Raw genomic sequence first — 24,569 nt, forward strand, 5'->3', positions numbered from 1 at the left:
TTCAGAATTCAGGGGGAGTTTTGAGTCTTTATCAAAAATAGGAGTTGAACAAATGGCAGACTTCGATAGCATAAGCGCTGATAAGATTCTGACGAGATACGACATTGTCGTAGAATCTAGCGAGAAGCCGGAAGACATTGCTGAGCAATATATGCCCGAGAATCCATTACTCAGACAAATTGCAGAAGATGTTATGAACTTGAAGTTTAAGGTAATTGAGCAGCACGTACAGGAAGCACTCAAGACCTTAACACCTGAGGAAATCATCGAGAATGGTCTTCTAGCTGGAATGGATATTGTAGCTGAATTATATGGACGCGGTATTTACTACCTGCCACATGTGATGGTTGCATCCGATGCAATGACCCGTGGAACAAAAGTTGCAGAAGCAGCTCTTGGTGGAGAAAGGAAGTACAAAGGCGTAGTAATGATGCACGCAGCCGAGGGAGACCCACACGATATTGGAAAGAATATCGCAGCAGTTCTTCTGAAATCCAACGGATTTGGAATCATCGATCTCGGAAAAGATGTACTTGTTGACACCGTAGTTGATGAAGTAGTAAAACAGAAACCAAACGTCCTGACAGGAACCGCACTCATGACCACAACCATGTCAGCTTTCCCAAGGATCGCTAACAGGCTCAAGGAGCACGGAGTTGAAGTTCCATTCATATGCGCCGGTGGTGCAGTTAACAGAGAGTACGTAGAATCCTACGATATGGGTATCTACAGTGCAAAAGCTGCAGAAGGCCCAGGTCTTGCAAACAAGGCACTCGATGGATGGGACTGGAAGAAGATCAGATCCAACTGGGATGAGATTATTAACGGAAAGGCATGAATGAGGTGATTTAAGATGGCTACTACAAAATTCACAAAAATGGCATATGATGCCGCAGATGACTTAATCTTCGGAGAAGCAAAGAAACCTATTTCCTATGGTCTTGGATTGAAAGTAGGTCAGGGATTAGTTATTCCTGAAATCAACTTTGCTCCCAGGCCAGGAAGCGAAAAGAGTCCCGAATCTCTTACAAAAGAGTACGTTGACTACATCGCAACAGATGTCATGAACAGAGCAGTTACACTTGGTTTCCCATCTGTTCAGTTAGAAAACGAATGGATTTTCCAGATGAGCAACGAGCCTGAAAAGTTTGCAAAGCCCGTAGTCGCTGGTCAGAAGGCGGTCATTGAAAACTACCACGACAAGTACGGAATTGCTTGCGCCGTAAGGCATACCTGCGCTGACTCACGTTTACACGAACAGGGAATGAGATTCGGACAGGACAAGACTCACAACTATCCAGAAAAAATGATAGAATCCTTTGAGGTAGCAGCAGATGCAGGTGCAGATATCGTTTCTATCGAATCAGTCGGTGGAAAAGAAATCTCAGACTTCGCTGTTGTCCGTCAAGATATCAGAGGATGGCTTTTCGGTATCGGTTACCTCGGATCAATCGATATGGAATGGCTCTGGACACAGATTGTTGACCTTGCAAAGAGAAAGAAAGTCATTGCTGGTGGAGATACAAACTGCGCTGGTGCCAACACCTCCATGTTCATGGCCGGCGGTTACTTAGACAAAGATGTTCCAAGAACATTCTCTGCAGTTACACGTGCTATTGCTTCCGCAAGAACACTTGTCGCCATTGAATGCGGTGCAACCGGACCAGACAAAGACTGCGGTTACGAAGGACCTATCCTCAAAGCAATATCTGGATGCCCATCCGCTCAGGAAGGAAAAGGCGCTCAGGATGCCCACGCTGATCTTATGGGTAACTTAATCGCTCAGACCTGCGACCTATGGTCCAACGAGTCTGTCGAATACCACCCAGAATTCGGTGGATCATCCGTTCAGTGCTGGCTCGGTGTAATCGGATACGAAGCTGCATTAATGAACGCTTCAAAACAGATGAAGCAGGACAAAGTCCTCAGGGACATATATGTCGCTTCAGACAGGTTCAGATCTCCAGAAGGATTCATCCTTGCATACGACAACGCATACAAGATCGGACAGGCAATCGTAGAAGTTGGAGACAACTACTACCTAAGAGCAAAAGCCGCTGGTCTCAAAGCTGCTGAGTTAATCAAGGAATCCAACGAGAAAGGAAAACTGAAACTCAACAAGCAGGAAAAAGACACACTCAACAAGATCATCACCGATCTGAACTCTCTGCCAGACGAGGAAGGCAAATTCGTCGACTGGGCTCTCAAAGAGTACAAAGATGTGCCTGCATTCAACCCCAAGAACTACGAACTCTAAACAAGTTCAAATTCTTGAAATCAAACCCCTTCCTTTTACCTTTTTTTAAGACAGTCTTTTGAAAAATAGCATTGTTGATTAATTTTTAGTATTTTACAATAAACATTAACTGCCTATGTAAACATCTAGCAATCACTATTTTGATCTATTATTTTCCTTTACATCGTTTTAACAGTTTTGCACGCTTACTGTTTTTGTAATTGGTTTCATATGTCTCATTTCACTAACATAATGAGAATACTAAAAAATACACAGCACATGATCGATGGAGAACCAATATGACCGCAATACTCACTGATAGACCCCTTGAAGAGATAATGGAGCATGCACCTTCAAGAGGAGAGGACTACCTAGAAGATGAACTGCTGATTCATGGCTGTGTGAGGATCATCAGGCGTGATGATATACGACTCAGCTATCTCAAATACTTCAACTGCGGTTTTGATCAGCAGGTCAATAATCTTCTGCATACTGATGTAAATCATTGGTACGTATATACTCTGGAAGAGGATACCGGACTATCAATTGATGTTAGTACGTTTCTATTTGTGTATTGGTATCTTACAAAAGGTAAGCATATCGTACTATACCGCATAGAGAATATACCGGGATTTGGACCAGAGACTATGGTTTCAACCATAGACATTGCACCAAAAGGTTCAGGCATGACACCTAAGGAAGAGTATCATCGTAATGTCCCAGATGTGCTATATCATTTCTTAGATCCCAGCGGCAGTGCACACCTTCATGATACTGCTATTTTGGAACGGATGAGTAAAGATGAATATTTTGATGAGAATTTTTTAATCGGCAGAATACCAAACGATCATATAACACTCAAAGAGCTCATGGAAATTTCTGGAAACTGTTCGATGTATACAACAGTCTATGATTATGATGAAGCGATGTCTATACTCTCTGAACTCGGTGGAATACTGTCAGCAAGAGAGAATGAAGTATGGAAGAAGTACGCTAAACCATTAGAACTGATAACATCATATGAGCAGTACTGGGAGTGGAAAGATCGAGGCGGTAAAACTCCTCCGATGACTAGAAAAGACAGCAAATATAATGACTGCCAGGTGAAAATGTATTGTCTTTATAGCAGATCCTATGTGGATATGCTTTCCAGGATCTGTATCACAGACGAACCGGTTGACAATAATCTGATTGGATTGATAGCTTTCATCTAATCGACAATAAAACATAATATTTGGGCAAATGCCCAATTCTTAGGCTCTCTCTAAAACCAAACATCACACGGCAGGTCTTAATCCTGTTAGTTATTTTCTGGTCTTTGAAGGCTCTACTGCCGGCAGGTTCAGCGTGCATTCGTCTGCCATTAATGCATATTCTATTGCTTTGCTTCTCATACCAGCAGAGAAGTTCTCGTTTGATAATGTAGTTAAAATCTCAGACTGACGTTTTATCATCGCCCTTCGTGAAATTGTAAACATTCTCAAAGCTTCATCGTCATCTCCTGTTTTGATAGCTATCGTGCCCAGCAGATAGTACGCTCTGGCTTCATCATCATAGTCTTTGAATCCTTGTGATACAAGCCTCATTAAAATTTCTTGAGCTTCATGAATATCTTCATTCTTAAGAAGGGATTCTGCAACGCAGCACTCAATGTTGGTGTCCATATGATCGTCAAATACACCACGTGCTCGAATGAACGATCTATATGCTAAATGATACTCTTCATGATCCATGTGAAGCTTTCCTTCAATCAGGTAGCCTTTGAACCTTTCAGAAGGTATGCTTGAAGCTTCCATCATTTTAGTTAGGATTAGGCAATATTCAGCACGACCGATTCTTCTTGCCATTTCTGCCTGCACATAATGAACAACGTCACTGTATCCCGGAGTCATATCTCTAATGTTGGAAACAGTCTCAAATAATTCATCATCTGGAGAGAGCATCAGTTCCGCAGCATGATTGTAAAGGAGGATTTCAGCATCATTGAATCGTTTAGCCATGACAAGGTGGTACAGCACTTCTTTAATGTCATCACAATGCAACCAGTAATCCGCGGCAAAATTATGGTAGTCTTCAATTCGATTTGTTTCAGTTACAGAGAGAACATACTCTTTAATTTCCTGCGGTAGATCCACCATTCCTTTCTCATCAACAGGTAAAAGAGAAACGCTGATGTCTGGAAGGACGTCTCTGCTAAATGGTTTTCTGAACACTGATGCCATAGCAATAATTGGCTTGAATTTTTCATCGAGGCTGTCCCACAGATCCGGTCCTTTGCATTTTCTGATGTCTTGATATCTGCTGAGGTCAATTTCGTTTTCTTTTACATACTTGAGTATTTCGGCAACGCGTTCTTCGCCTTTTGGTGTAAGGAAGTATACTTTTCGTCGAGTCTTACCCTTTTTAATATGGGACTGTTTTTCTGTCACATATCCATTTTCTTTTAGCTTCTTCAGTTCAATCGTTGCATGGGCTCTGGAAATTCTGAGCCCTGCGGCTATTCCATCCTGACTGATGTCTATAGAAACATCGTATGATTCAAGGTATTTTGTATAGTTGGATAGATGGATTATGATCCTATCTGCAACTGTTAGTCTATTCGGCAAGTATCTCCCTGTTTCCTGATTGCGGTCTTCATTAAAAAACGGTTCGTTAACGCCGATTATAAAAAATACTATCTTGTAAATTCCTCATGACATGAATGTCCTAGTTTGTAGTACTCCTGATTCTGCAAGTGTCAATCTAAAAAATGCAATTCTTTCAGATGACTGGATTGATTATGCAGATTTTCACGGCAGTTCTGCATTCCTCAAGGATAATCTGCTTTTACTGACTATCAAGGAACATCATGTTTTTTATGACGATCTCGACAAAGAGATTGTTAAAGAGTTAGGAGTTATTGCAGATAATATAATATTCTTATCTAAACATAAATCTGCATCGGAAAAGAAAGCCCTTACAGTGCATCCAATTGGCAACTGGGCAGATGCTAAACTTGGTGGCAAAGACAACGAACTAACTCCCTCTTCACCGCATCTTATGAGTGCTCTATTAAGATCTATAAAGAAATCTGCGGCCCATCTTCCAGATTATGATGTTGTTTTTGAAGTCACTCATCATGGCCCTTTGCTTGAAACTCCCACGTTGTTTATGGAAATAGGCAGCACGGAGTCAGAATGGTCGAACACAGATGCTTCTGCAGCGCTAGCCTCGGCTTTGTTCTCGGCTACTGAAAATAAATCATATCCGATTGCTGTTGGCATCGGAGGCGGACATTATGCTCCCAGATTTACGGAGACTGCCATCTCTAAGAAATTGGACTTCGGGCACATGATTCCAAATTATGCAATAGATTTCAACGATGCAGAAAAACTTTCATCAATGGTGAATAAAGCTATGGAGAACAGCAATACGGACCTTGTTTTTGTACATAGAAAATCTATGAAGAAAGAGCAGGCTGATGTTGTGAAGAGAGCAATAGATAATGCCGGAGCATCACTCATCGACTCATCTTCACTTGAGCTTATTGACTAATCAGAGATGATTGTTCCTTTTATGTCAGAACTTCCAGAGATGGCCTTTTTCATCTCTTCAAGGTCCCTTCCGGAGACTATCAGGAGTGGTAGATGATTACGCATTACGATGTCTGCGCCCATAGCGTCAAAGACTCCAGATTTGCCTGCGTCATGCCCGTCCTTTAACATTTCATTGAGTTCTGAGAAGCTCATTTTTGATATTTTCTTTGCCTGGGGATCTTTTTTAGGATCTGCTGTATATACACCGTCTACAGATGTGGCATTCACAATTCTTATGGCACCCACAGCCTCTGCTAGGGAAGCACTGACACCATCTGTAGTATGTCCCGGGATTGTTCCTCCCATTATCACAATTTTTCCTTCAGATCCTAATTTTGAAGCATCTTCTACAGTCTCAGGAATTTCACTGTTAGAAACATCTTTTAACGCAAGCTGCAGCATTTTAGCATTAATCCTTGTAGCCATTATGCCAAGTGTGTCTAGGTCGTATTCTACTGCTCCCATATCTCTAGCTGTGTTGATGTAGTACCTTGCAACCTTTCCTCCACCGCAGACAACATAAATCTGATATGATTTTGACATTTCTTTGAGAAGTTCTGCAATATCAAAAAGAAATTTTCCATCATTTTCCCCCGGGATTAAAATGGATCCCCCTAGCGATATGACAACTTTATCCAATGAAATCACCAAAGTTTTATACCGAATCACTTCTTGCATTAAAAAAAGAGTGGTATCAGATGGTTGCTGACGAGGGCGATTATGAAAGACAGATGGAAAAGCGCAGGTATGATTTTAAACGCGCGTTAGAAGAGATTAGGGATATCCATGGTCGCGGAACAGAACTCGTCTCTGTTTATGTGCCTCCTGACAAACAAATATCAGATGTGGCAAACTACCTCAGGGGAGAATTATCACAATCACAGAACATCAAAAGCAAACGTACTCAAAAAGCCGTGTCAGGTGCTATTGAGTCAATATTGGCCAGATTAAAGTACTTTAAAACCCCACCGCCAAACGGGGTTATATTTTTCATTGGAGAAGCTCCGACATCTGGAGATCAAACAAAACAGGTACAGTTTGTACTGGAACCTCCAGAACCGATTACCTCTTTTATGTACCGATGTGATTCAGAGTTCTATACTGAAAAGCTTTGGGACATGCTTGATGATAAAGAAACATTTGGTCTTCTCGTTATAGACCGATCTGAAGCTACAGTAGGTCTTCTGAAAGGTACAAGTATAATTGTACTGAAAAATGTCCAGTCATTCGTGCCATCCAAGCATGGGCGAGGAGGACAGTCCGCGCTTCGTTTTGAACGTTTGATTGAAATAGCGGCTCATGAATTCTTTAAGAAAGTCGCAGAGATTGCAGATGATGCATTTCTAAATCAAGAATCCCTGCTTGGAATTCTCATTGGAGGGCCGGGGGACACTAAGAAGTTCTTCATTACTGAAGAATATCTCAACCATGAGTTGAGGAAAAAAGTCCTCGATCCTGTAGATACAAGTTACACAGATGAATATGGTCTGAAAGAGCTTGTAGAAAATGCAAAGACTATTCTGACCGATCTGAGCCTTAACCGTGAGAAAGAATTGATGCAGCGTTTTTTCAGAGAACTGAGGAAACCAGATGGGGGCTTATCGTGCTACGGTGAAGACGAAGTTCGCCATGCATTAGCTCTGGGAGCTATAGATACGCTGCTGATTTCTGAAGGTATACGATTAAAACGGGTAAAAATAAACTGTCAAAACTGCGGTGAAATGGAACTGACAGTTCCTGATGAAGATCACATACAGTGCCCGAATTGCAAATCTCCTACACCTCCAGAGATCTTGGAATCAAAGGATTTCATCGATGCATTCTACGATGAGGCTGATCAAGTGGGAACCAAGGTAGAGCTTCTTACGGTAGATTCGGAAGAAGGGGATATTCTTCTGAGAGCATTTGGCGGTATTGTAGCTATGCTGCGTTACAACATAGGGGGAATGTAAGGTTGGATCCATTACAGGTATACAGAGATGAAGTGGTCCATCTTTCATCCAATGCATTATCAGAACTAGGAGTCTCAGAACCATCTTTCGATGTTGAAGTCCCCTCCATGGAAATCGCTGATTTTGCTGTTCCGTGTTTTCCATTCGCGAAAATTCTCAAGAAATCTCCAGTAAACATTGCATCTGAAGCTGCAGATAAGATTCCTGCTTCTGAATTAATTTCAAAAGTATGGGCTGAAAATGGATACCTTAATTTTCAAATAGATTCTGGAAAATTGGCTGAAGCTACACTTCAAGAGATTTTCTCCTCCGGCAGCGATTATGGAAAAGGAGAAAAGAAACCAGGAAAGCTTCTTTTGGAACACACCTCTGTGAATCCAACTGGGCCAATTCATATCGGAAGGGCAAGGAACCCGATTATCGGAGATACGCTGGCTAGATGCCTAAGGGCATGTGGTTATGACGTTCTTACTGAATACTATGTTAATGATGTCGGCAAACAGGTGATTATTCTAACATGGGGTTTAGAGCATTTGGATAAAGGCTCTGACGATGATGGTATGGATAAGGTAGACCATCGTCTTGTAGGATATTACCGCAAAGCCAATCAAATGATGGAAGAAAACCCAGATGTTGCTGCGGAGATCGGGCAGATGCTCCGTAAATTTGAAGATGGAGATCAGGAAACAATTGAAAAAGTTCGTAAAACTGCCAAAATGATGTTAGATGGAATTTTGGAGAGTTTGGACCTGATCAACGTGTCGCTTGACAGTTTTATGTGGGAATCCACTTTCATCGAAAATGGTGCTGCTGCAAAAGTTGTAGAGCGGTTAAAAGCTTCTGAATACTGCAAAGAGGAGGACGGAGCTTCATATCTTGAACTGGAATCTTTTGGAATTCATGGCAGAGAAACCAGATTCTTTTTTACCAGGGGAGACGGCACCACTCTTTACACTACGCGTGATGTAACATATCATCTTAACAAATTTTCAAGAGCGGACAGGGTCGTCAATATCCTGGGTGAGGATCAAAAGCTCGGTCAGGCTCAGCTTGCAATAGCTCTTCATCTGTTAGGTGTGGATAGAAGCCCTGAATGTGTTTTCTACTCTTTTGTATCGCTTCCTGAGGGTAAAATGTCTACTCGTAGGGGTCAGGTTGTCAATCTGGATGATCTTATTGAAGAAGCAGAATCCAGAGCCCTTGATGAAGTTAAGAAGCGCAGAACAGATCTTTCAGAAGATAAGATGAAAGAAATTGCAAAGGCCATCGGCAGAGGTGCAGTAAGATACAATATGCTTCGTGTCCAGCCTGAAAAACCTCTGGTTTTCCGCTGGGAAGATGCTCTTAACTTTGAAGGAAACAGTGCACCTTTTGTTCAGTATGCGCATGCAAGGGCATGCAGCATTCTTAAAAAAGCCAACGGCTACAATAAAGGCATAGACTTTTCAGAGCTTAATGATACATATGAAATCAAGCTGATTAAAACGCTTGCTAAGTTTCCATCTGTAATCAAAGAAGCTGGTGAGAAATCCAGAATTCACTTAATCCCGCTGTATGCACACGAGCTGGCTGCGTCATTCAATTTATTCTATACCTATGTTCCAGTCTTGAAGGGAGATAATAAAGATGTGCGTCTTGCTCTCGTTGACTGTACGCGTGTAGTCTTGTCAAATGCCCTTTATCTCATGGGTTTGAATGCACCAGAGGAGATGTAAATGGAAATAGTCCCATTAAGTGATGATGACCGTGTTTCCGTCAGATTGCTGGAATTAGCATGTATCAGAGAATACGCAGAAGTGACATTAGAATTGGACTGGAATATTGACATTCCAAAAGAGGTCAGAGATTCAATAGGTGCTTCTGCTCCAAAATCATTTGGATATTACAAAGACACCGGCCTATGTTTTGTAGCTAAAGAACGGGGACAGATCGTAGGCGTCATTTTCAGTCAGATGCTGCACTGGATCGACAGCGTTGAAAATGTGGCATGGGTTGAAAACATCTGTGTTGATGAAGAGTTTCGCAGGATGGGTATAGGCTATCTGCTCATGCGCAGACTCGCACAGGAAGCTAAAAATCAAGGTGCACAGATTGTTCAGTCTTCTATTGGACTGAAAAATATGCCATCACTGCTTCTGCACAGAAAATTAAACTTCCTTGGAGAAGACAGGAAGATTGCAACTTTGGATTTATCTACATTTAAAATTTAAACGTATGTGAGTCTAAGCTGTACTTCATTTTTACTAATTTCTCTATTTCTAATTTCTCTTCTTTTGAGAATTTAGACTCATACATTTCTTCTTCAAATTGGTTTGATATTGACTCTGAAATTGATTTTTTAATTGTATTTATCTCTGGAATATGACCTATGGAATCATAGATGGAAGTCAAGTTTCCATTACGTTTATCGTTCTTTAAGATCTTTAATTCAGGCTGTTTTAAAAGCAATGTACTTTGAACTGCCAGATTGCCGTTTCTAATGATCTGTCCGCTTCCAGAAATCTTTTTACCGTTTATTTCAACATCATTCGGTGGTTTATATGATGCATCCATTTCAAAATCCTTCAAAGATCTTATGATGCACTCACACACATCTTTGATTAAGTCGTGCCAATCGTTATCTATTTTAAACACTGTGCAAAATATTATTTGATTTGGATCAGTTATAATAGTTCCTCCACCAGACATTCTTCTGATGATGCTGACTTCATTAGAATCAATCAGTTCTAAATTTATTGATTCGCAGTACTTCTGAAAGTATCCTAATGATACAGTTGTTTTATTTCTGCAGAATATGTGAAACGAATTAGGTTTTGATAAAAGAATTTCATCAGCCGCTGCAGAGTATGCAGGGCTGAGAAACCCCGAATCAATTTTTCTAATCAGGTTACGATCTCCTTTACTCTGTCATCCTCAATTGCACGCCTGATTTCCATGGCAAGTCTTCGGCCAGTAGACATATTTGTTCTCCACAGTGCGTTGCCATATGCATGACCTACATTCATGTGTACATTGGTGCCGCCGCCAATTCTCGGGGCAACATCATAAATGTAAAAGTTCAAATCCTTATCAACGCAAGTCTGCAGGCAGAAAGGTCCGATTATGCCTGGTGAGTAGTATTCGTTAGCTGCGGCTACATACTTCTCTGCCAGCTTGAATGCGTTTTCCAGCAGCGATTCGCGGAGTGTTGCGGAGTTATGTCCGCAGACTGTATATTCTGGAACTTTCTGAGATTCATTCAATGTCATCTGCTGAGGTGCCGGAAGCCGCACATGTCCGTCAAGTGAACTTTCAAATCTCCAGTCAACACCGATGAGTTCTACCTTTTCTCCCAGAGTTTCCAGAGGTGAGTAAAAGAAATCCAAATTAAATACTGGACCAATTATGTATTCTTCCATTCTAGCAGTCTGAAGAGTCTCTCTGTCAATAACGCCCTGTTTTATAAGCTGCTCTGATTTTTCAACATATTCTTCGTACGATGATGCGGTGAAAAATCCCCTTTCAAGCTTCTTCTTTGCGTGATGCAGTTTTATGATGCTCAGTGAGTCAATATCCTGCGGATCGGTAATTTTTCTAGGGAATGGCATGCCTGCTTTTTCTAACAACCAATAGTAGTCATGTTCTCCCCCACGGTCTTCGCTGCGAAGCATATTCCTTGAGCCTACCAGAGGTACTGCAAAATCATCTTCAACAGCATCTATGGAGCAGTATGATGTGAAAGACCTGTTGGGAACAAACAGTATATTGTCTTTTTTGAGTGCATCCATATTCTCTTTTTTGAGGATCTCACTGTATTTATCCAGCATCATAACTTCGTCAACCATTCCGCGGTAGACTTTTCCATCTTTGTCGCGGAATGCTTTGAAATATCTGGAGTATGCAGAGTCTCTTCCGGGCTGGCAAACCGCCAGAGTTCTAAATCCTTCTTCTACTGCGCCATCGCAAGTATCAAGAGCGGAATGCGATCCTACCACACCAATTTTTGCTTTGGTAAGATCATAACCATCCACTATAGAGTGAATAATTTTTCTGTCTATCATAACTGAACCTGCTACTCAAATGCAGTATATGAAATAAAGTTAAGCCTTTCAAGGGGCCCAACATAACTGTTTTTTGATGCCTTATGCCAATCCTAAAAGCAGAATGGTCGCTACAAATGCCACCACTCCAAACACATCTATCATGGATGTTATCAGCGGAATGGTGTGATCATCAGGATCCAGAGACATTCTGAAAGTTGCAATTGAGAGATAATATGCAAGGATGCAAAGTATCGTGGTTGAAACCATGCCTGCAATCAGTGACAGAATTATCATTGTACTGAGCGGGGGAGACTCCATTCCCAAGACTCCTCCCAATATAAATGTGGCAACCCCTATCAGAGTGAATGCGAATACTCCAAATATGTAAGTTATACCAAAATTCTCCAATGCTAGTTTTCCAGGAAGTGCTTTGGGTCTCAGAAGACCCATGTGAAGATAGGATGAAAACCTAGACGTCAGTATTCCGCCTAGTGAATTGGAGCTTCCAAGGAACGGGGATACCATAATCAATAATGCAGGCAGGGCTATGAAGCTCTCCAGTTCGTTGTTGATAAGGGATCCGGCAATAATTTCAATAATTATGAATATCAAAAGAGTTGGAATGCTCTGAATGAATATTCTTCTGACTTCATCTTTCTTTTTTAGAATTACATATGCTACTAAAATTACAGCAACTGCAATGAATACTATAGAAAAGAACAGCAAAAGGCTGTCTGTGAAATGAGGATTCAGTACGAGCAGCGTTGTACCGAACAGCATCGGCATTGTCACGATGTCTCCGGTTGCAGTAATTATCGGTGCGGAGATGTTATCCAGATCCCAGTCGTGTTTGAAACCTGTGACTGCAACAACGATGTTGATAAATATCAACACAAGACTGGATAAGGTCCCTCCCATTACTGAAATGAATATAAATTCATGAAGGGAAATGCTTTCTATGCCCATTATAATTGCAGCCAGTTTAGCAAACAAACCCATAATCACAGCCATTACAACTGTCAATATGATGGACGTCTCAACGTTCTGCCTGAGAACGCTTCCACGTTTGAATGACAGTTCAAATGTACCCATGTGGACCGCAGTACCCAGTCTGCTTCCTACTGCTCCAAAGATACTTCCGCGCACACCGATGGCGGGAGTTATTAGCAGCATCAATGCCGGAACGATCTCTAAAAGATCGGTCATGTATCCGAGAGTGACTCCAGATACTAACCCCACCATTGATGAGATGAGAATTGAAACAAGTCCTAGAGAGAATACGGTCCTATTTCTGGAGAAAAATGATCGTACCTCTGACACATGCTCACCTCATATTAGACCAATCACTGCAAGTCCTTGGGGGTCAAATGTTCTTTTCCTTCTGCTAAATCTTTAAAATACTCTTCGCCGTCTTCCGGTCCGCTGGCAAATAATAAATCTCCGGCTTTTATCGAAGAATGCATATCTGGACCGTAGAAATATTTTCTTCCGCGTTTTATGGCAATAATTCTCATTCCGGTATTAGTAGCGAGCTTAATGGCTCCAAGAGTAGTATCTGCTAGATCTGAATTTTCATCAACTACTGCTGATGTGATTATTACTTCAGATTCCCGTAGAGACAACTGCACCACTGGATGTGTGGGAAGTTCAAATCTCACCACTCCGGCAATTTTTGTTGCAGCATAAGAAATCTCTTGAACAGAATGTACCATTTTAATGATTTGAAGTGCTTTGTATGCATCCCTGTCATTCAGTACTTCCTGGATTGCAGATCTCTGAATTTCATCTCCTATCTCTTCCATTCTTTCTTGGAGAATGAATACCTCTTCTGCAATCTCTCTATTATTGTACAGCAGGGAAGAATATGCAAGATCTACCATGAGTTCTGAAGTATCCTTTATCTCAAGGATCATTTCTTCTAAACTTTCATTCTCTATTCCATCGGATATGTCGGCCATTTCTCTTCCCCATTTGCAAATTTGCGCAATCTACGGAATCCATCTTCTGTTCCACGAACGATAATCATATCATTCTCTTTCAACCTGGTATCGCCTTCTGGGTCGTATATCCATCTAATATCACGCTTGATTGCAATAATACGCATTCCAGTCTCGGCTTCAACACTCAGCTCATCTATTGACTTTCCGCTCATGTCGGATTTTCTGATCGTGAGAGGCAAAATCTTTTCCTCTGCATCTCTCAATACAAAAGATAAAAACGGACTGTTGCGAGGGTTAATTTCTCTTATTCCTACTATGTCGCCTGCAGCTTTGGATATGGCTGCTGCGCTTTCTGCTATTTGTAATAGACCGGAAAGCTGAATAGCATCTTCTCTGGTTCTTGAAGCCAACATGGTTCTGCTTCTAATCTCATAGTTCAGAACGTCCATTTTTGACTCCAGATGTTTAACCTCATCGCCTATCTCATTACTATCAAACAGAAGTGAAGCATAAGCTAGGTCTACAATTACTTCTGAGATATCTTTCATCTCTGTCAGCAATTCACGAACTGTCAGATTTTCTTCTTCTCGTTCCTCGCTGAAGCTATCAAAGAATGACATACCATCCTCCAAATTTAATTATGTGAAAACTTGACGAACTATATTAACTGTTAGCATCATACTATTCTGAACTGTGGGGGGTTTTATTTGTACTCCAGAACACACAAGACAGTTCTAATCTGCTTGTGGCTACCATCGTTGTATCAGCGGAGTCTTTTTGGAATATCCCCTATTTTCACAGAAATTAGTTTAAATAACGAGCGGATACCAATTAATCATGGATGAGAAGATTGTTCTTCTGGGGGCACCGGGATCAGGGAAAGGTACCCAAGCTAAGAGACTTTGTGAAGAGTTGGGTCTTACATTGATATCTACTGGAGACCTTCTTAGGAGTGCTGTCAGAGATGGCACACCTCTGGGACTGCAGGCTAAAGAATTCATGAACGCCGGGAAGCTTGTTCCAGATGAGCTTGTAGTCGGGCTCATTGAGGAAAAATTAAAGGGTTTAACTGGTGGAGTTCTTCTTGATGGATTCCCAAGGAACCTTGAGCAGGCTAAAATGCTGGATAAAATTACCAAAGTTACTATTGCTGTAGATCTTAATGTCGATGAAGACATAATTGTTGACAGGATTGTAAAAAGACGCAGCTGTAAAGAATGCAACGAAGTCTACCATTTGGATGCCAAGCCTCCGCGTGCAGACGGAAAGTGCTCTAAATGTGGAGGAGAGCTCTACCAGAGGACCGACGATACTGAAGAAGTTGTGAGAAATCGTCTGAAGGTCTACAAAGAGAGTACCCTTCCATTAACTAAGTTCTACAATGACCGTGGAATTTTGGTAGAAGTCAACGGCAGGGGAGAAATTGACGAGGTTTACTCCCGCATAGTCGATGCCGTGAAAAACTTCAGAAAGTAAGCATTTTTGAGGTCTGTAGCCTTACAGACCTTCATTATCTTTCATAATCTGTATTCTCCAAGCAAAAGATTTAAAATAAAAGAGTTGTTGAAGCCTTTACAATAGCCCCGTAGTGTAGCGGTCAATCATATGAGACTCTGGATCTTGTGACAGCAGTTCGAATCTGCTCGGGGCTACCATTTCTATCAATAATTGCTTGTAACTTATAAGATAAGTGATATTAGCATTTTTAATCATTTATCATACATATTCTAATGACTGGATCAGATGCTGTATTGTATATTTCTGAGAAAAATTTATCAACGATCTTCAGGACCATCAACATACTCAAGAATATCTCCTGGCTGACATTTTAGAACTCTGCAGATTGAGTTGAGTGTTGAAAACCTGATAGCAGAGATTTTGCCTGTTTTTATATTTGACAAATTTACGTTTGATATTCCTACTTTTTCTGCCAGCTCATTTAATGATATCTTTCTGTCCGCCATGACTCTGTCTAATCTGAGTATTATCGTCATATCACATCACAGAGTTTGATCTGATTCGTTCTGGAGATACACACCGTACTGGAACACGAGAGATAAACAGTACATCGCTATGGCCGCAAGCACCATGAAAAAATTTATGCTGATGCTGGACTCGGCTTCAGGATAAGCTATCTTCATCACAAGGTTTTCTAAAACAGGGACTGCCAGACCCGCTATTAAAATGAGTATTGATATGCTTTTTATATACTTCACATTTTTAATCGTAAACGGAGTTCTTTCTTTGCTTATGGCTTTCATTAGCTTATATACAATTGCTAGAACCAACAGCATGATTATTGATGTTGTAATCAGTATGATCATTATTGGAATAATTTCTGGCTCAGGAATACCTGAATCAATGATCTCTTGCCAGGATTCAGGGGAAAAAAGCAGAATCGCTACTACGACTGCCAATAGCAATAATAACGCCATGATTATAATGATGCAATATGAACCGTATCTGCAGATAGTTTGAAGTCTCTTGAGATTGAAATTTTCGTTCATACGCATACCTTTTTATTGAGCTTAATCTGTTAAGTATATATAACATTATCTTTAATGTATTTCAACAAAGATTTAATGATTATCATTAAATACTTAATGTTTAATGTGAGATTCAATTGTGCAAAAAATTGCCAATTACGGTGACCAAATGAAGGAATTATACACTAAAAGAGATGGGAAGAGACTATGACTTCTGAATATCCAATCGAACTGATAAACTTGAGAAAAGAATATGGTGCTTTTGTTGCTGTAGACGATCTCAGTCTGAAAATTAAAAAAAATAGTTTTACCGGACTACTGGGACCGAACGGAGCAGGTAAAAGCACTTCATTAAAAATCTTAACGAATCTTATTACTCCTACTTCTGGTACAGTTGAGTTGAATGGGATCAATGTTAACAAAAATCCCTGGGAGGCGTTACTTACTGTAGGGACCGTGGTCGAGACACCAGAATTTTATCTGTACCTTACACCGAAAGAGACCTTCAGATATCTAGGACAACTGCTGGGTATGAGTTCTGAGTCCATTAAGTACGAAACCGATACAATCTTGGAAAAAGTTAAAATGACTCAGTGGGCTGATAAAAAACTGGGAACATTTTCCAAGGGAATGAGACAAAGAATTGCTCTTGGCCAAGCATTGTTAAACAACCCAGACATAATCATCTTGGATGAACCCACTTCTGGATTAGATCCAAGGGGTATGGCTGAGATGAGAGAAATACTCAAGACTCTCAGAAGCGGCAGCAAAGAGCTTACCGTTTTGATGAGTTCACACATGCTGCACGAGGTTAGTGACTTATGTGACCACGTGGCAATGGTAGATCACGGGAAACTTCTTGTCCATGATGAAATAGATAAAATTCTTGGTGACTCAGAATCCAGAACTGTAATTGTAAAGACTGTAGAAAAAGCAGATAATTCCATAATTGAGAAAATCAGCGAGCTCTCCAATGTTGTAAACGCTAGGCTGTATGATAATGGAATTGAAATACGATTCAAAGGTGGCAAAGCTGAACAAATGGATCTTTTCAACGCTCTTGCAGACCTGCATATTACAGTCTACAGCATGTCTGAAGATTCAAATGCGTTAGAGAACAAATATCTCAGCTTAATTAAGGACTCGCGGTGATTTAATGTCAGAAACTCAAAATGCTAATAATTACATTAGAATGCGCGGTGGCGTATCCACATATCTAAAACAGTCATATGTGGTAATGAAAAATGAGATAGTTAAGTTCACCAGAGGAAAAAAGATGCTGCTATTCACAGCGCTTATCTTTTTGGTGCTTATCTTGCTTACTGCAGTACCATACTTATTAGGTGACGGACTCACCGATAATGCTACTGAGCTCGCTGCTAGCTATTCATCATTTGTTGCTCTGATTATACTGCTGTTCGCCACTCTCTTTGCATCAACGTCACTAGTATCTGAATTTGAAGAAAGAACCGCATTGATCCTATTCACAAGGCCAGTAAAGAAATCATCTATTCTGCTTGGGAAATTAGCTGCATCAATGGTGATTGGAATCGCATTCCTTGCATTCTATTATGCATTCACGTCTGTAGTGTCTTTAGCAGTCGCTGGGTCTGTAGATTCGACCATGCTTACTTCATTCGGACTCGCAGTTCTCTACCTGTTTTGCATGGTTGGAATAGCTTTACTGATCAGCTCTGTGATGAAAAAGGGAAGCACGGCAACAATCATAACATTCGTCATGTCACTGCTGATTTTTTCAATAGTATCAACTCTGCTTGGTGCATATGATGTTGAGAACTGGTGGTTACCCGATGTAGCATCCGGTGCAATATACGATGTGTTTGGATTCACCTTTGCAGGAATTCCTGCTGCTACTGTGGATTTAGCTAGGACATCCGGTGTATTTGTTGCATGGGGGCTGGTTACTACTTTAATAGCTTACTTCCTGTTCAAAAAGAGAAGTTTCTAAGAGAGAACTTCTCAAACCACTTTTTTTATTTTTTTGTGATACGTTTAACCGGTTCAATAAACTAATACATAGAATACAATTTGTTCATCTGATTCCAAGTCTGTAAAAATTAAATAGCATCAAAGATAAAGCTCTCTTCGATGCATTTTCCTATCTGGACTGCTTTTTGTTCATGAGGAGCTGATAAATCCCACTGGACAAATTTGGATTTGTGTGATTACAGACAGCTCAAGCCAAGCTATTGTACCAATTGACACAAATGAATGTGTATTGAAGGATTTATCGAGTGTGTCTTATCCGTTGAACGGATCAGACATTAAACTCGGTTTTATGAGTTTCTGGCCATGGGCAATCCCGCCATTGTCCTTCATCCATATCTGAGTTTCCTGTCAGAAGATCAGTTGCAGCGTCTGCCAGGTAGCCAAGGTAGCTTTCCGCCGATGCACCATCTCCGCACAACAGCTTCCACATCATGCCGCCGAATAAGTATGACTGGGCAAACTCCCTCCAGCTATGAAGTCCTTTAGCTGCTTTTTGGGACAGTTCCCATAGGATACCCACAGCCTCACCTTCGGTGATCCATCCCAGATAGTAGCCCCAGCGGGCCAGCATAGCCGCTCTTCCCACATCCCAGCCAATGAGGAAGTTTGGGCCGTAACGGTCTTTGAAATGCTGGACGAAACGCCAACCACGGGAGATCGATGCAAGCTCTTCTTCATCCATGCCCTCTTCCGCAAGTTCCTCGGGTGTTTCTGCCTCGCAGTATGCTTGGTATCGCAGAATATACCCCTCTTGGCTCAGATAATGGATGGTGTCTAGCAGTTCGCTTCGTCCGTTGATGCCCCAAGATCGGCGTACCAGAGAGACGATTTTTTGTTCTAGGACTGGAATATGCTCTTCCACATCCATACCTGAGAGTTCATGGTCATTAACTGTAGAGATAATGCCAGAGAGCAGGATACCGAAGCGGCCCCATCGGGGATCTTCCTTTGTATAATGGATTGGTTCGGATTCAGGCAAGGTGTCCAGCCAGGCCAGCTTGTTCTCCAGAACCTGATATAGCTCTTCTTCCCGTGCCTGGTCGAGCTCCTGCATCTCATCCTCATCGTCTTCTTCTTCCATTGCCAGAGTTTCCAGGGCTGCAGAGATGATTCCCATGTCCTCACCAAAGAGTTGATCCATCATACCTTCCACGCCCAATGCAGCGTAGTTAGATACCTGACGGGCCACCTCTGCTTGTATCAGCTCCTGGTTGGCTGCCATCTGCGCCATTGTTTCTGGGCTGAATAACTGACCCAATATCTCCACCTGGCGTTGCTGGTTGGCAGCGTCAATATTGGCGGATGACTGTTCTTCCACCTCTTGTTGTTCAGCTGCTTTTTCGGCGTCTGATTCTATATCTTCAGCAATCTTCTGGCTTTTTTCCATGGACTCTTTGAGCTGCTGAGAGGCCGCATCTCTAGCGGCTTCCGCTCGTTTCATGAGCTCTTCAATATCTGGCATGCTATTCTCCTCCTTTTCCTACTCCGAGGCATTGGTATGACTGCAAGGAGCTTCTTTTCAGGTCAACACTCCTTCAATACTATGTGGAACTAAAGACACTCCACCACTGCAACATGAATGTCAGGGCGATGACTGTGTCCCAGCATCTTTTAAAGTGTCTGCATGATCCATTCTGGAACTGGTTCATGAGAGAGCCTGTGAACGACTTCCATACTCCCTCGGGACACTAGACACGCAGTGGTATCTATTCTCCAGATATAATGTTGATGCATATGTCCTGGTCAGAATGGTGAGGGTGTTGGTAGGGCTCTTAAACAACTTTTTCTAGAATTTCCTAATATTTTCCTCTTTAAACATCTATGCTTGCTGTACTCTGATATAACAGGTGTTCATACAATTTCAGTACAATCAGTATGTCAAACAACTCTATTAATCTCATAACTTTATGTTTTATCTACAAATACTTCGATTCATCGGAGTTTTATTTTGTAGAATCTGGACATGTATCACCTGTATTTTTTCTCTTTACCACAGCTTCTGTGAAATTTATCAATACAATCTCATTTTTATGATTATAAACAGTCATTTTAGTTTTTAAAATGCCGTTATATCTATTCCGGGGGTATGTTTCTATAATTTCCACTTCTCCTCTGAGAATGTCCCCTGCAAAGACTGGTACAAACCATTCGGTGCTGAAACATTTTCCGGCGATAAGACAATCTCCGAGGATATCCTGCTCCTGAAATTTTCCCCAGATGACTAATAGGCTCATCATTCCAGATGCAATTATCTTCTTGAATCTAGTGGTTTGAGCATATTCCTCATCTGTATGAAGTGGAATATTGTCATACCTTTTAGCAAAATCAATAATATCCTCTTTTGTAATTAATATGCTGGGAACTTCATATTTCTGCCCAATCTTGCAATCTTCTAAGAACATCAACATGCTATAAGTTCATAGTTTATACAGATTTATGTCCAGAATTCATCATTCTGGATATGCGTCTGCAATCTTATCAGGTCGTTTTTTCCAGTTGCCCTGATGATATCGGATCATTGATGGCAGCATTCCCAGCATCCATCCGATCGGGGCTGCATACCAGATGCCAGAGTAACCAAAGATGCTTGCCAGGATTATTGAAAGACCTACTTTTGATAGAAGTTCTATTATCCCGGACATCAATGGGATTCCAAGTTCTCCCATGCCCCTCAAGGTATTATTGTACAGCAGGATCATTCCTAAGAATGAGTAGAAGCAGGCTGAGGTACATAGATACTGATATGCTATGCTGACTACACTCTCAATTTGTGAATCTGCATCCGATATGAACCAGCGTGCGACATCATCTCCGAAAATGAAGATTAATGCCGTTGATACGAAGCTCAGGAATATTACCAGCATGGCTATTTTCTTAAATCCTTCTTGTATGCGTTCCGTCTTGTGAGCTCCTATGTTTTGTCCAGCATATATTGAGAATGCCTGAGACAGATTTATGAATGCTAATGTGGCAAATTCTTCCACTCTCACTCCCGTTGTATATGCTGCAACCACAGTTGTGCCGAAACCATTAATCACTCCTGTAGCTGCCATTTCTCCTACCGCTATGAAACAGCTCTGCAAACCCATGGTGATTCCCATTTTGGTTACAAGCTTAAGCTGTCTGAAGTCTGGTCTGAATTCGTGCCGGGATATGTGAAATATGGGATACTTTTTTATGATATATGCAATGCATAAAACTGCAGAAATTGCCTGGGAGATCACAGTCGCTATCGCTGCACCAGCAACGCCCATGTCCATTCCCAGTATGAACACCAAGTCCAGGATGATATTGGAAACCGCAGATATCATCAGAAAATACAAGGGAGTCTTGCTGTCCCCTATTGCACGCAGTATTGCCGCTGCAACGTCATATGCTAGCTGTGCAACGCTGAATCCAATGCAGATCTGAATGTATATTACAGATTCATTTATGATATCAGGTGGTGTCTGAAGCAGTTCCATCAGCGGTCTTGCACCATATATTCCAACTAGTGAGAGGATAACAGCGCATATTGCGGACAGGAATATGGCATTCACCACGGTTTTTTTGACCATTGCATGATTGTCTGCCCCAAAATGATGAGCAGTCACAATAGAGAATGCATTTGTCAACCCTAACATGAATGAAATCATGAAAAAGATCGTAGAGCCCGTTGCTCCCACAGCAGCTAGAGCGTGAGATCCAAGCGTGTTTCCTACAATGAGGGTATCAACAACACTGTACAGCTGTTGAACAACTCCTCCGATTATCATCGGAAGTGCAAATATCAAAATTAATTTGAGCGGACGCCCTTCTGTTAGATTCCTTACATGTCCGTTCGCAGTCATTTTATCATATATTTTTTATTATACTTTGCATTCTTAAATTAATCAACTTCTCCATTTTTAGATCAAGCGCATTACTATTTTTTTTACTTACTGAACTACTTTCATGGTCATCAACAATCATGCGCTCTATCACTGCATTGCATAAGAATGTGCAGTTCAGATTATCGATGTTGATCTTAGCAATAATTGTTCATAAGTAATTTAATATAAACACGTATGTTAATTTTAAAAATTATATTTCTGTCTGTCTTTAATTTTTTTGAATGAAATAAACAAATAGTAAACGATCTAACAAGTCATCATGAGAAGCAATCAAAGCATGAAACTTGAAGACCTCCAAGCTGAAATATTTAGATTCAGGCGGAAAGCTGTTAGAAAAGTGAGGCGAGGAACAAAGAGAATTCGAATGAGAAATACTTTGAGAAGATGGAAACGATCCTCAAGAACTATGTTTAAACGTTGATATCAAGATTTATGCTCAATTTTAATCTGGCATAGTTCCATAGCTCTGAGGGCGATTATATTATTCTCTTTGTTCGAGCCTGCACAGCAGGAAGCATCCACAGCTACTTCTGTGTCAGGGAGAAATGATTTTATAATCATCGCATTTGAAATTACACAAATATCTGTGCAGACACCGATTAGAACAACCCTGTTAACTTTATTCTCTTCATCAAGTGATTTGAGGATCTGTCCAAGCTCGATTGATCCAAAGGCAGATTTGTCAATAGGTTCGTCTTTTCTCAGCCTCTCAATCTGCGGGTGCAACATCCACCCTTCTGTTCCTTTTATGCAATGCACGATTGGAAGATTTTTTCCTTCCTGCGTCTCAAGATAGTTTTCATAGTGAGTATCTCTTGTAAATATGACTCGGCCTTCAAACTCTTCAATCTTCTTTACTACATTGGGGACAATGGCTGCAGCTTCTTTACTGCCGAGAGGACCGTCAATAAAATCATTCTGCATATCTACAACAATCAAAATGTTCTGCATCTCTTGCGCTTAATTGCATCGCTGTTATATCGTTTTGCTCATCTGAAGTCCTGGTACATATCTGCCTGCTTATAAGTAACTATAAATACATCTCTGATAAAACCCGTACAAAGGATTACGGAGATCTCAATGATTATCAATTTTGTCAGGGGATTCTGCATGGCAATCGCAGACAGCGTGCCGGGAGTTTCTGGAGGAACCATAGCATTTCTGCTCGGTTTCTATGACAAATTTATAGGTGCATTCAATAATATTCTCTCTGGAAATAAAGAACAGCGCATTAATGCTGCTAAATTCCTGCTGAAACTCGGAGCAGGATGGATAATAGGCTTCATAGTCTGTGTTCTGATTTTGTCTAGTATTTTTCAGTCGAATATCTATCAGATCAGTTCTTTGTTTTTAGGACTAATTATCTTTGCGATCCCCGTCATAATCATGGCTGAAAAAGAATGTCTTAAGGGAAAATATGCGAATCTCATCTTCACAATTATCGGGATAGTCATCGTATGCCTGATTACATACTATAATCCAGTATCTGGTGAAGGCAGTAGCATAAATCTCACACAGCCTTCAATTGAATTGGCATTGTATGTTTTCGTTGCTGCAATTATAACAATATCTGCAATGGTGCTGCCAGGAATATCCGGATCCACGCTTCTTCTGGCAATGGGGCTCTATCTGCCTCTGCTGAATGCTGTAAAAGAAGTGATCCATTTAGATTCTTCATATCTTCTCATGCTGTGTATATTTGCCTTAGGTCTGATAGTTGGTATATTCTCAGTAATCAAAATTGTGAAGCACTGTCTGGATGCTTATCGTTCTCAGACCATCTATCTGATTTTAGGTTTGATGATCGGTTCTATTTATTCAATCATCATGGGAGCTACAACACTGGAAGTTCCGCAGCCAGCTATGTCTCTCAGTACATTCCACATACTATTCTTCATACTTGGAGGGCTGGTATTGGTAGCCTTAGAATTCATGAAGAAAAAGATGACCGATGATCGATTCGTCTAATTCTAACACCAACGCTTAATACCCACTCATCAATCAGATATGTGGTATAATCATGCGTTTTGAGGAAATTAATAAGGACACACAGATCCGGGCATCCGTTCGTCATAAAAGTTATGCAATTTCTAAAGTAAAAGAGTTTCCTAAACAGGATGACAAGATCTTTGCCGTGATTACAGATGGAATGGAGATAAGTGTTGTAGCAGAGTCAGATCTTGACCTGGACTGGGTTTCGCAGGAAAAACAGCTTAAGATCATATCCTTTGACACAAAACTTCCTTTTGATCTGATCGGTTTCCTGGCGTATATCACTAAACTTCTTGCCGATCAAGACATCAGCATATTCGCGCTGTCTGCTTTCTCAACAGATCACATCTTCATGAAAGAAGAATACTTAGAGCGTGCTGTTGAAGTTTTAAAGGCAAACGGTGTAATTATTGATGTTGAATAAAGGCAGTTTTATGCCCTAAATTTAACGGCTTTCGTATTTTTAGAAAGCTCCCTCCTTTTT

At 41.0% G+C, this 24,569-nt stretch carries 25 protein-coding genes and 1 tRNA gene; 13 read left to right on the forward strand and 13 right to left on the reverse strand.

Going from position 1 to position 24,569, the window contains the following annotated elements; translation table 11 throughout:
* The first annotated feature begins 52 nt into the window (after positions 1 to 52).
* The 3 genes from H729_RS01350 to H729_RS01360 all read left to right on the forward strand — a co-directional run bounded on the left by H729_RS01350 (position 53) and on the right by H729_RS01360 (position 3,450).
* Positions 53 to 838, forward strand: a complete 786-nt coding sequence (locus tag H729_RS01350) for a methanol--corrinoid methyltransferase (protein WP_048134198.1) — start codon at positions 53 to 55, stop codon at positions 836 to 838.
* A 15-nt stretch (positions 839 to 853) separates the two neighbouring features.
* On the forward strand, positions 854 to 2,257 hold the full coding sequence (gene mtaB / locus H729_RS01355) for a methanol--corrinoid protein co-methyltransferase MtaB (RefSeq protein WP_020448206.1): 1,404 nt from the start codon (positions 854 to 856) through the stop codon (positions 2,255 to 2,257).
* A gap of 278 nt (positions 2,258 to 2,535) precedes the next feature.
* The gene (locus tag H729_RS01360; protein ID WP_048133788.1) at positions 2,536 to 3,450 is read left to right on the forward strand and encodes a hypothetical protein; all 915 of its coding nucleotides are present in this window, start codon (positions 2,536 to 2,538) and stop codon (positions 3,448 to 3,450) included.
* A 90-nt stretch (positions 3,451 to 3,540) separates the two neighbouring features.
* On the opposite strand, the gene H729_RS01365 is transcribed toward H729_RS01360, so the two are convergent.
* Entirely contained in the window at positions 3,541 to 4,842 is a 1,302-nt protein-coding gene (locus H729_RS01365; protein WP_020448207.1) for a helix-turn-helix transcriptional regulator, read from the reverse strand.
* Between the two features lie 91 nt (positions 4,843 to 4,933).
* On the opposite strand from H729_RS01365, the gene H729_RS01370 reads away from it, so the two are divergent.
* Positions 4,934 to 5,770, forward strand: coding sequence for a D-aminoacyl-tRNA deacylase (locus H729_RS01370; protein ID WP_020448208.1), 837 nt, complete (start codon positions 4,934 to 4,936; stop codon positions 5,768 to 5,770).
* On the opposite strand, the gene pyrH is transcribed toward H729_RS01370, so the two are convergent.
* On the reverse strand, positions 5,767 to 6,459 hold the full coding sequence (gene pyrH, locus H729_RS01375; RefSeq protein ID WP_394295669.1) for a UMP kinase: 693 nt from the start codon (positions 6,457 to 6,459) through the stop codon (positions 5,767 to 5,769). The two genes, H729_RS01370 and pyrH, sit on opposite strands and share 4 nt — an antisense overlap.
* 50 nt (positions 6,460 to 6,509) lie before the next feature.
* Here pyrH and prf1 point away from each other — a divergent pair, with 50 nt between their 5' ends.
* From prf1 to H729_RS01390, 3 genes are read left to right on the forward strand one after another with little or no spacing between them, the layout of a single operon-like run.
* Complete coding sequence (gene prf1 / locus H729_RS01380) at positions 6,510 to 7,763, forward strand: peptide chain release factor aRF-1 (RefSeq protein ID WP_048133792.1); 1,254 nt, start codon at positions 6,510 to 6,512, stop codon at positions 7,761 to 7,763.
* A 2-nt stretch (positions 7,764 to 7,765) separates the two neighbouring features.
* Positions 7,766 to 9,478: an arginine--tRNA ligase gene (gene argS / locus H729_RS01385; RefSeq protein ID WP_020448211.1), complete on the forward strand. Its 1,713-nt coding sequence runs from the start codon at positions 7,766 to 7,768 to the stop codon at positions 9,476 to 9,478.
* A complete protein-coding gene (locus H729_RS01390; RefSeq protein WP_020448212.1) occupies positions 9,479 to 9,973 on the forward strand; it encodes a GNAT family N-acetyltransferase in 495 nt (164 codons plus the stop codon).
* On the opposite strand, the gene H729_RS01395 is transcribed toward H729_RS01390, so the two are convergent.
* The 5 genes from H729_RS01395 to H729_RS01415 form a co-directional block, all read right to left on the reverse strand.
* A complete protein-coding gene (locus H729_RS01395) occupies positions 9,963 to 10,649 on the reverse strand; it encodes a lipoate--protein ligase family protein (RefSeq protein WP_335324214.1) in 687 nt (228 codons plus the stop codon). The genes H729_RS01390 and H729_RS01395 overlap by 11 nt on opposite strands.
* Positions 10,646 to 11,803 carry a formate--phosphoribosylaminoimidazolecarboxamide ligase family protein gene (locus tag H729_RS01400; protein WP_020448214.1) on the reverse strand — a complete coding sequence of 386 codons (1,158 nt, stop codon included), beginning with the start codon at positions 11,801 to 11,803 and terminating at the stop codon, positions 10,646 to 10,648. Before H729_RS01400 ends, H729_RS01395 begins: the two co-directional genes overlap by 4 nt.
* 81 nt (positions 11,804 to 11,884) lie before the next feature.
* Positions 11,885 to 13,105, reverse strand: a complete 1,221-nt coding sequence (locus tag H729_RS01405; protein ID WP_020448215.1) for a magnesium transporter — start codon at positions 13,103 to 13,105, stop codon at positions 11,885 to 11,887.
* Positions 13,106 to 13,128: 23 nt separating this feature from the next.
* Positions 13,129 to 13,743 carry a potassium channel family protein gene (locus H729_RS01410; RefSeq protein ID WP_020448216.1) on the reverse strand — a complete coding sequence of 205 codons (615 nt, stop codon included), beginning with the start codon at positions 13,741 to 13,743 and terminating at the stop codon, positions 13,129 to 13,131.
* Positions 13,719 to 14,345 (reverse strand): potassium channel family protein, encoded by a 627-nt coding sequence (locus H729_RS01415; RefSeq protein WP_020448217.1) that lies wholly within the window; start codon positions 14,343 to 14,345, stop codon positions 13,719 to 13,721. Before H729_RS01415 ends, H729_RS01410 begins: the two co-directional genes overlap by 25 nt.
* Positions 14,346 to 14,562: 217 nt before the next feature.
* Between H729_RS01415 and H729_RS01420 the strand changes: the two genes are divergently transcribed.
* Positions 14,563 to 15,201 carry an adenylate kinase gene (locus H729_RS01420; protein WP_020448218.1) on the forward strand — a complete coding sequence of 213 codons (639 nt, stop codon included), beginning with the start codon at positions 14,563 to 14,565 and terminating at the stop codon, positions 15,199 to 15,201.
* Between the two features lie 103 nt (positions 15,202 to 15,304).
* Positions 15,305 to 15,380, forward strand: a tRNA-Gln gene (locus tag H729_RS01425).
* A gap of 120 nt (positions 15,381 to 15,500) precedes the next feature.
* Here the strand turns inward: H729_RS01425 and H729_RS01430 are convergent.
* Positions 15,501 to 15,719, reverse strand: a complete 219-nt coding sequence (locus H729_RS01430) for a helix-turn-helix domain-containing protein (protein WP_020448219.1) — start codon at positions 15,717 to 15,719, stop codon at positions 15,501 to 15,503.
* Positions 15,720 to 15,725: 6 nt separating this feature from the next.
* Positions 15,726 to 16,232 (reverse strand): DUF2975 domain-containing protein, encoded by a 507-nt coding sequence (locus H729_RS01435; RefSeq protein ID WP_020448220.1) that lies wholly within the window; start codon positions 16,230 to 16,232, stop codon positions 15,726 to 15,728.
* 186 nt (positions 16,233 to 16,418) lie between these two features.
* On the opposite strand from H729_RS01435, the gene H729_RS01440 reads away from it, so the two are divergent.
* Together H729_RS01440 and H729_RS01445 are read left to right on the forward strand one after the other, a co-directional pair.
* Positions 16,419 to 17,363 carry an ABC transporter ATP-binding protein gene (locus H729_RS01440; protein WP_020448221.1) on the forward strand — a complete coding sequence of 315 codons (945 nt, stop codon included), beginning with the start codon at positions 16,419 to 16,421 and terminating at the stop codon, positions 17,361 to 17,363.
* A gap of 4 nt (positions 17,364 to 17,367) precedes the next feature.
* Positions 17,368 to 18,180, forward strand: a complete 813-nt coding sequence (locus H729_RS01445; protein ID WP_020448222.1) for an ABC transporter permease — start codon at positions 17,368 to 17,370, stop codon at positions 18,178 to 18,180.
* A gap of 309 nt (positions 18,181 to 18,489) precedes the next feature.
* Here the strand turns inward: H729_RS01445 and H729_RS01450 are convergent, their stop codons facing one another.
* From H729_RS01450 to H729_RS01465, 4 genes are all read right to left on the reverse strand, one after another.
* Entirely contained in the window at positions 18,490 to 19,683 is a 1,194-nt protein-coding gene (locus H729_RS01450; protein ID WP_020448223.1) for a DUF1266 domain-containing protein, read from the reverse strand.
* A gap of 481 nt (positions 19,684 to 20,164) precedes the next feature.
* Positions 20,165 to 20,623, reverse strand: a complete 459-nt coding sequence (locus H729_RS01455; RefSeq protein WP_020448224.1) for a MaoC family dehydratase — start codon at positions 20,621 to 20,623, stop codon at positions 20,165 to 20,167.
* A 48-nt stretch (positions 20,624 to 20,671) separates the two neighbouring features.
* A complete protein-coding gene (locus H729_RS01460; protein WP_020448225.1) occupies positions 20,672 to 22,051 on the reverse strand; it encodes an MATE family efflux transporter in 1,380 nt (459 codons plus the stop codon).
* Between the two features lie 465 nt (positions 22,052 to 22,516).
* On the reverse strand, positions 22,517 to 23,044 hold the full coding sequence (locus H729_RS01465) for a cysteine hydrolase family protein (protein ID WP_048133797.1): 528 nt from the start codon (positions 23,042 to 23,044) through the stop codon (positions 22,517 to 22,519).
* A 129-nt stretch (positions 23,045 to 23,173) separates the two neighbouring features.
* On the opposite strand from H729_RS01465, the gene H729_RS01470 reads away from it, so the two are divergent.
* Both H729_RS01470 and H729_RS01475 read left to right on the forward strand, forming a co-directional pair.
* Positions 23,174 to 24,061, forward strand: coding sequence for a DUF368 domain-containing protein (locus tag H729_RS01470; RefSeq protein ID WP_020448227.1), 888 nt, complete (start codon positions 23,174 to 23,176; stop codon positions 24,059 to 24,061).
* A 52-nt stretch (positions 24,062 to 24,113) separates the two neighbouring features.
* Positions 24,114 to 24,509, forward strand: coding sequence for an ACT domain-containing protein (locus H729_RS01475; protein ID WP_020448228.1), 396 nt, complete (start codon positions 24,114 to 24,116; stop codon positions 24,507 to 24,509).
* Positions 24,510 to 24,569 lie beyond the last annotated feature (60 nt).

The sequence above is a fragment of the Candidatus Methanomassiliicoccus intestinalis Issoire-Mx1 genome (genome assembly GCF_000404225.1).
Taxonomy (GTDB): domain Archaea; phylum Thermoplasmatota; class Thermoplasmata; order Methanomassiliicoccales; family Methanomassiliicoccaceae; genus Methanomassiliicoccus_A; species Methanomassiliicoccus_A intestinalis.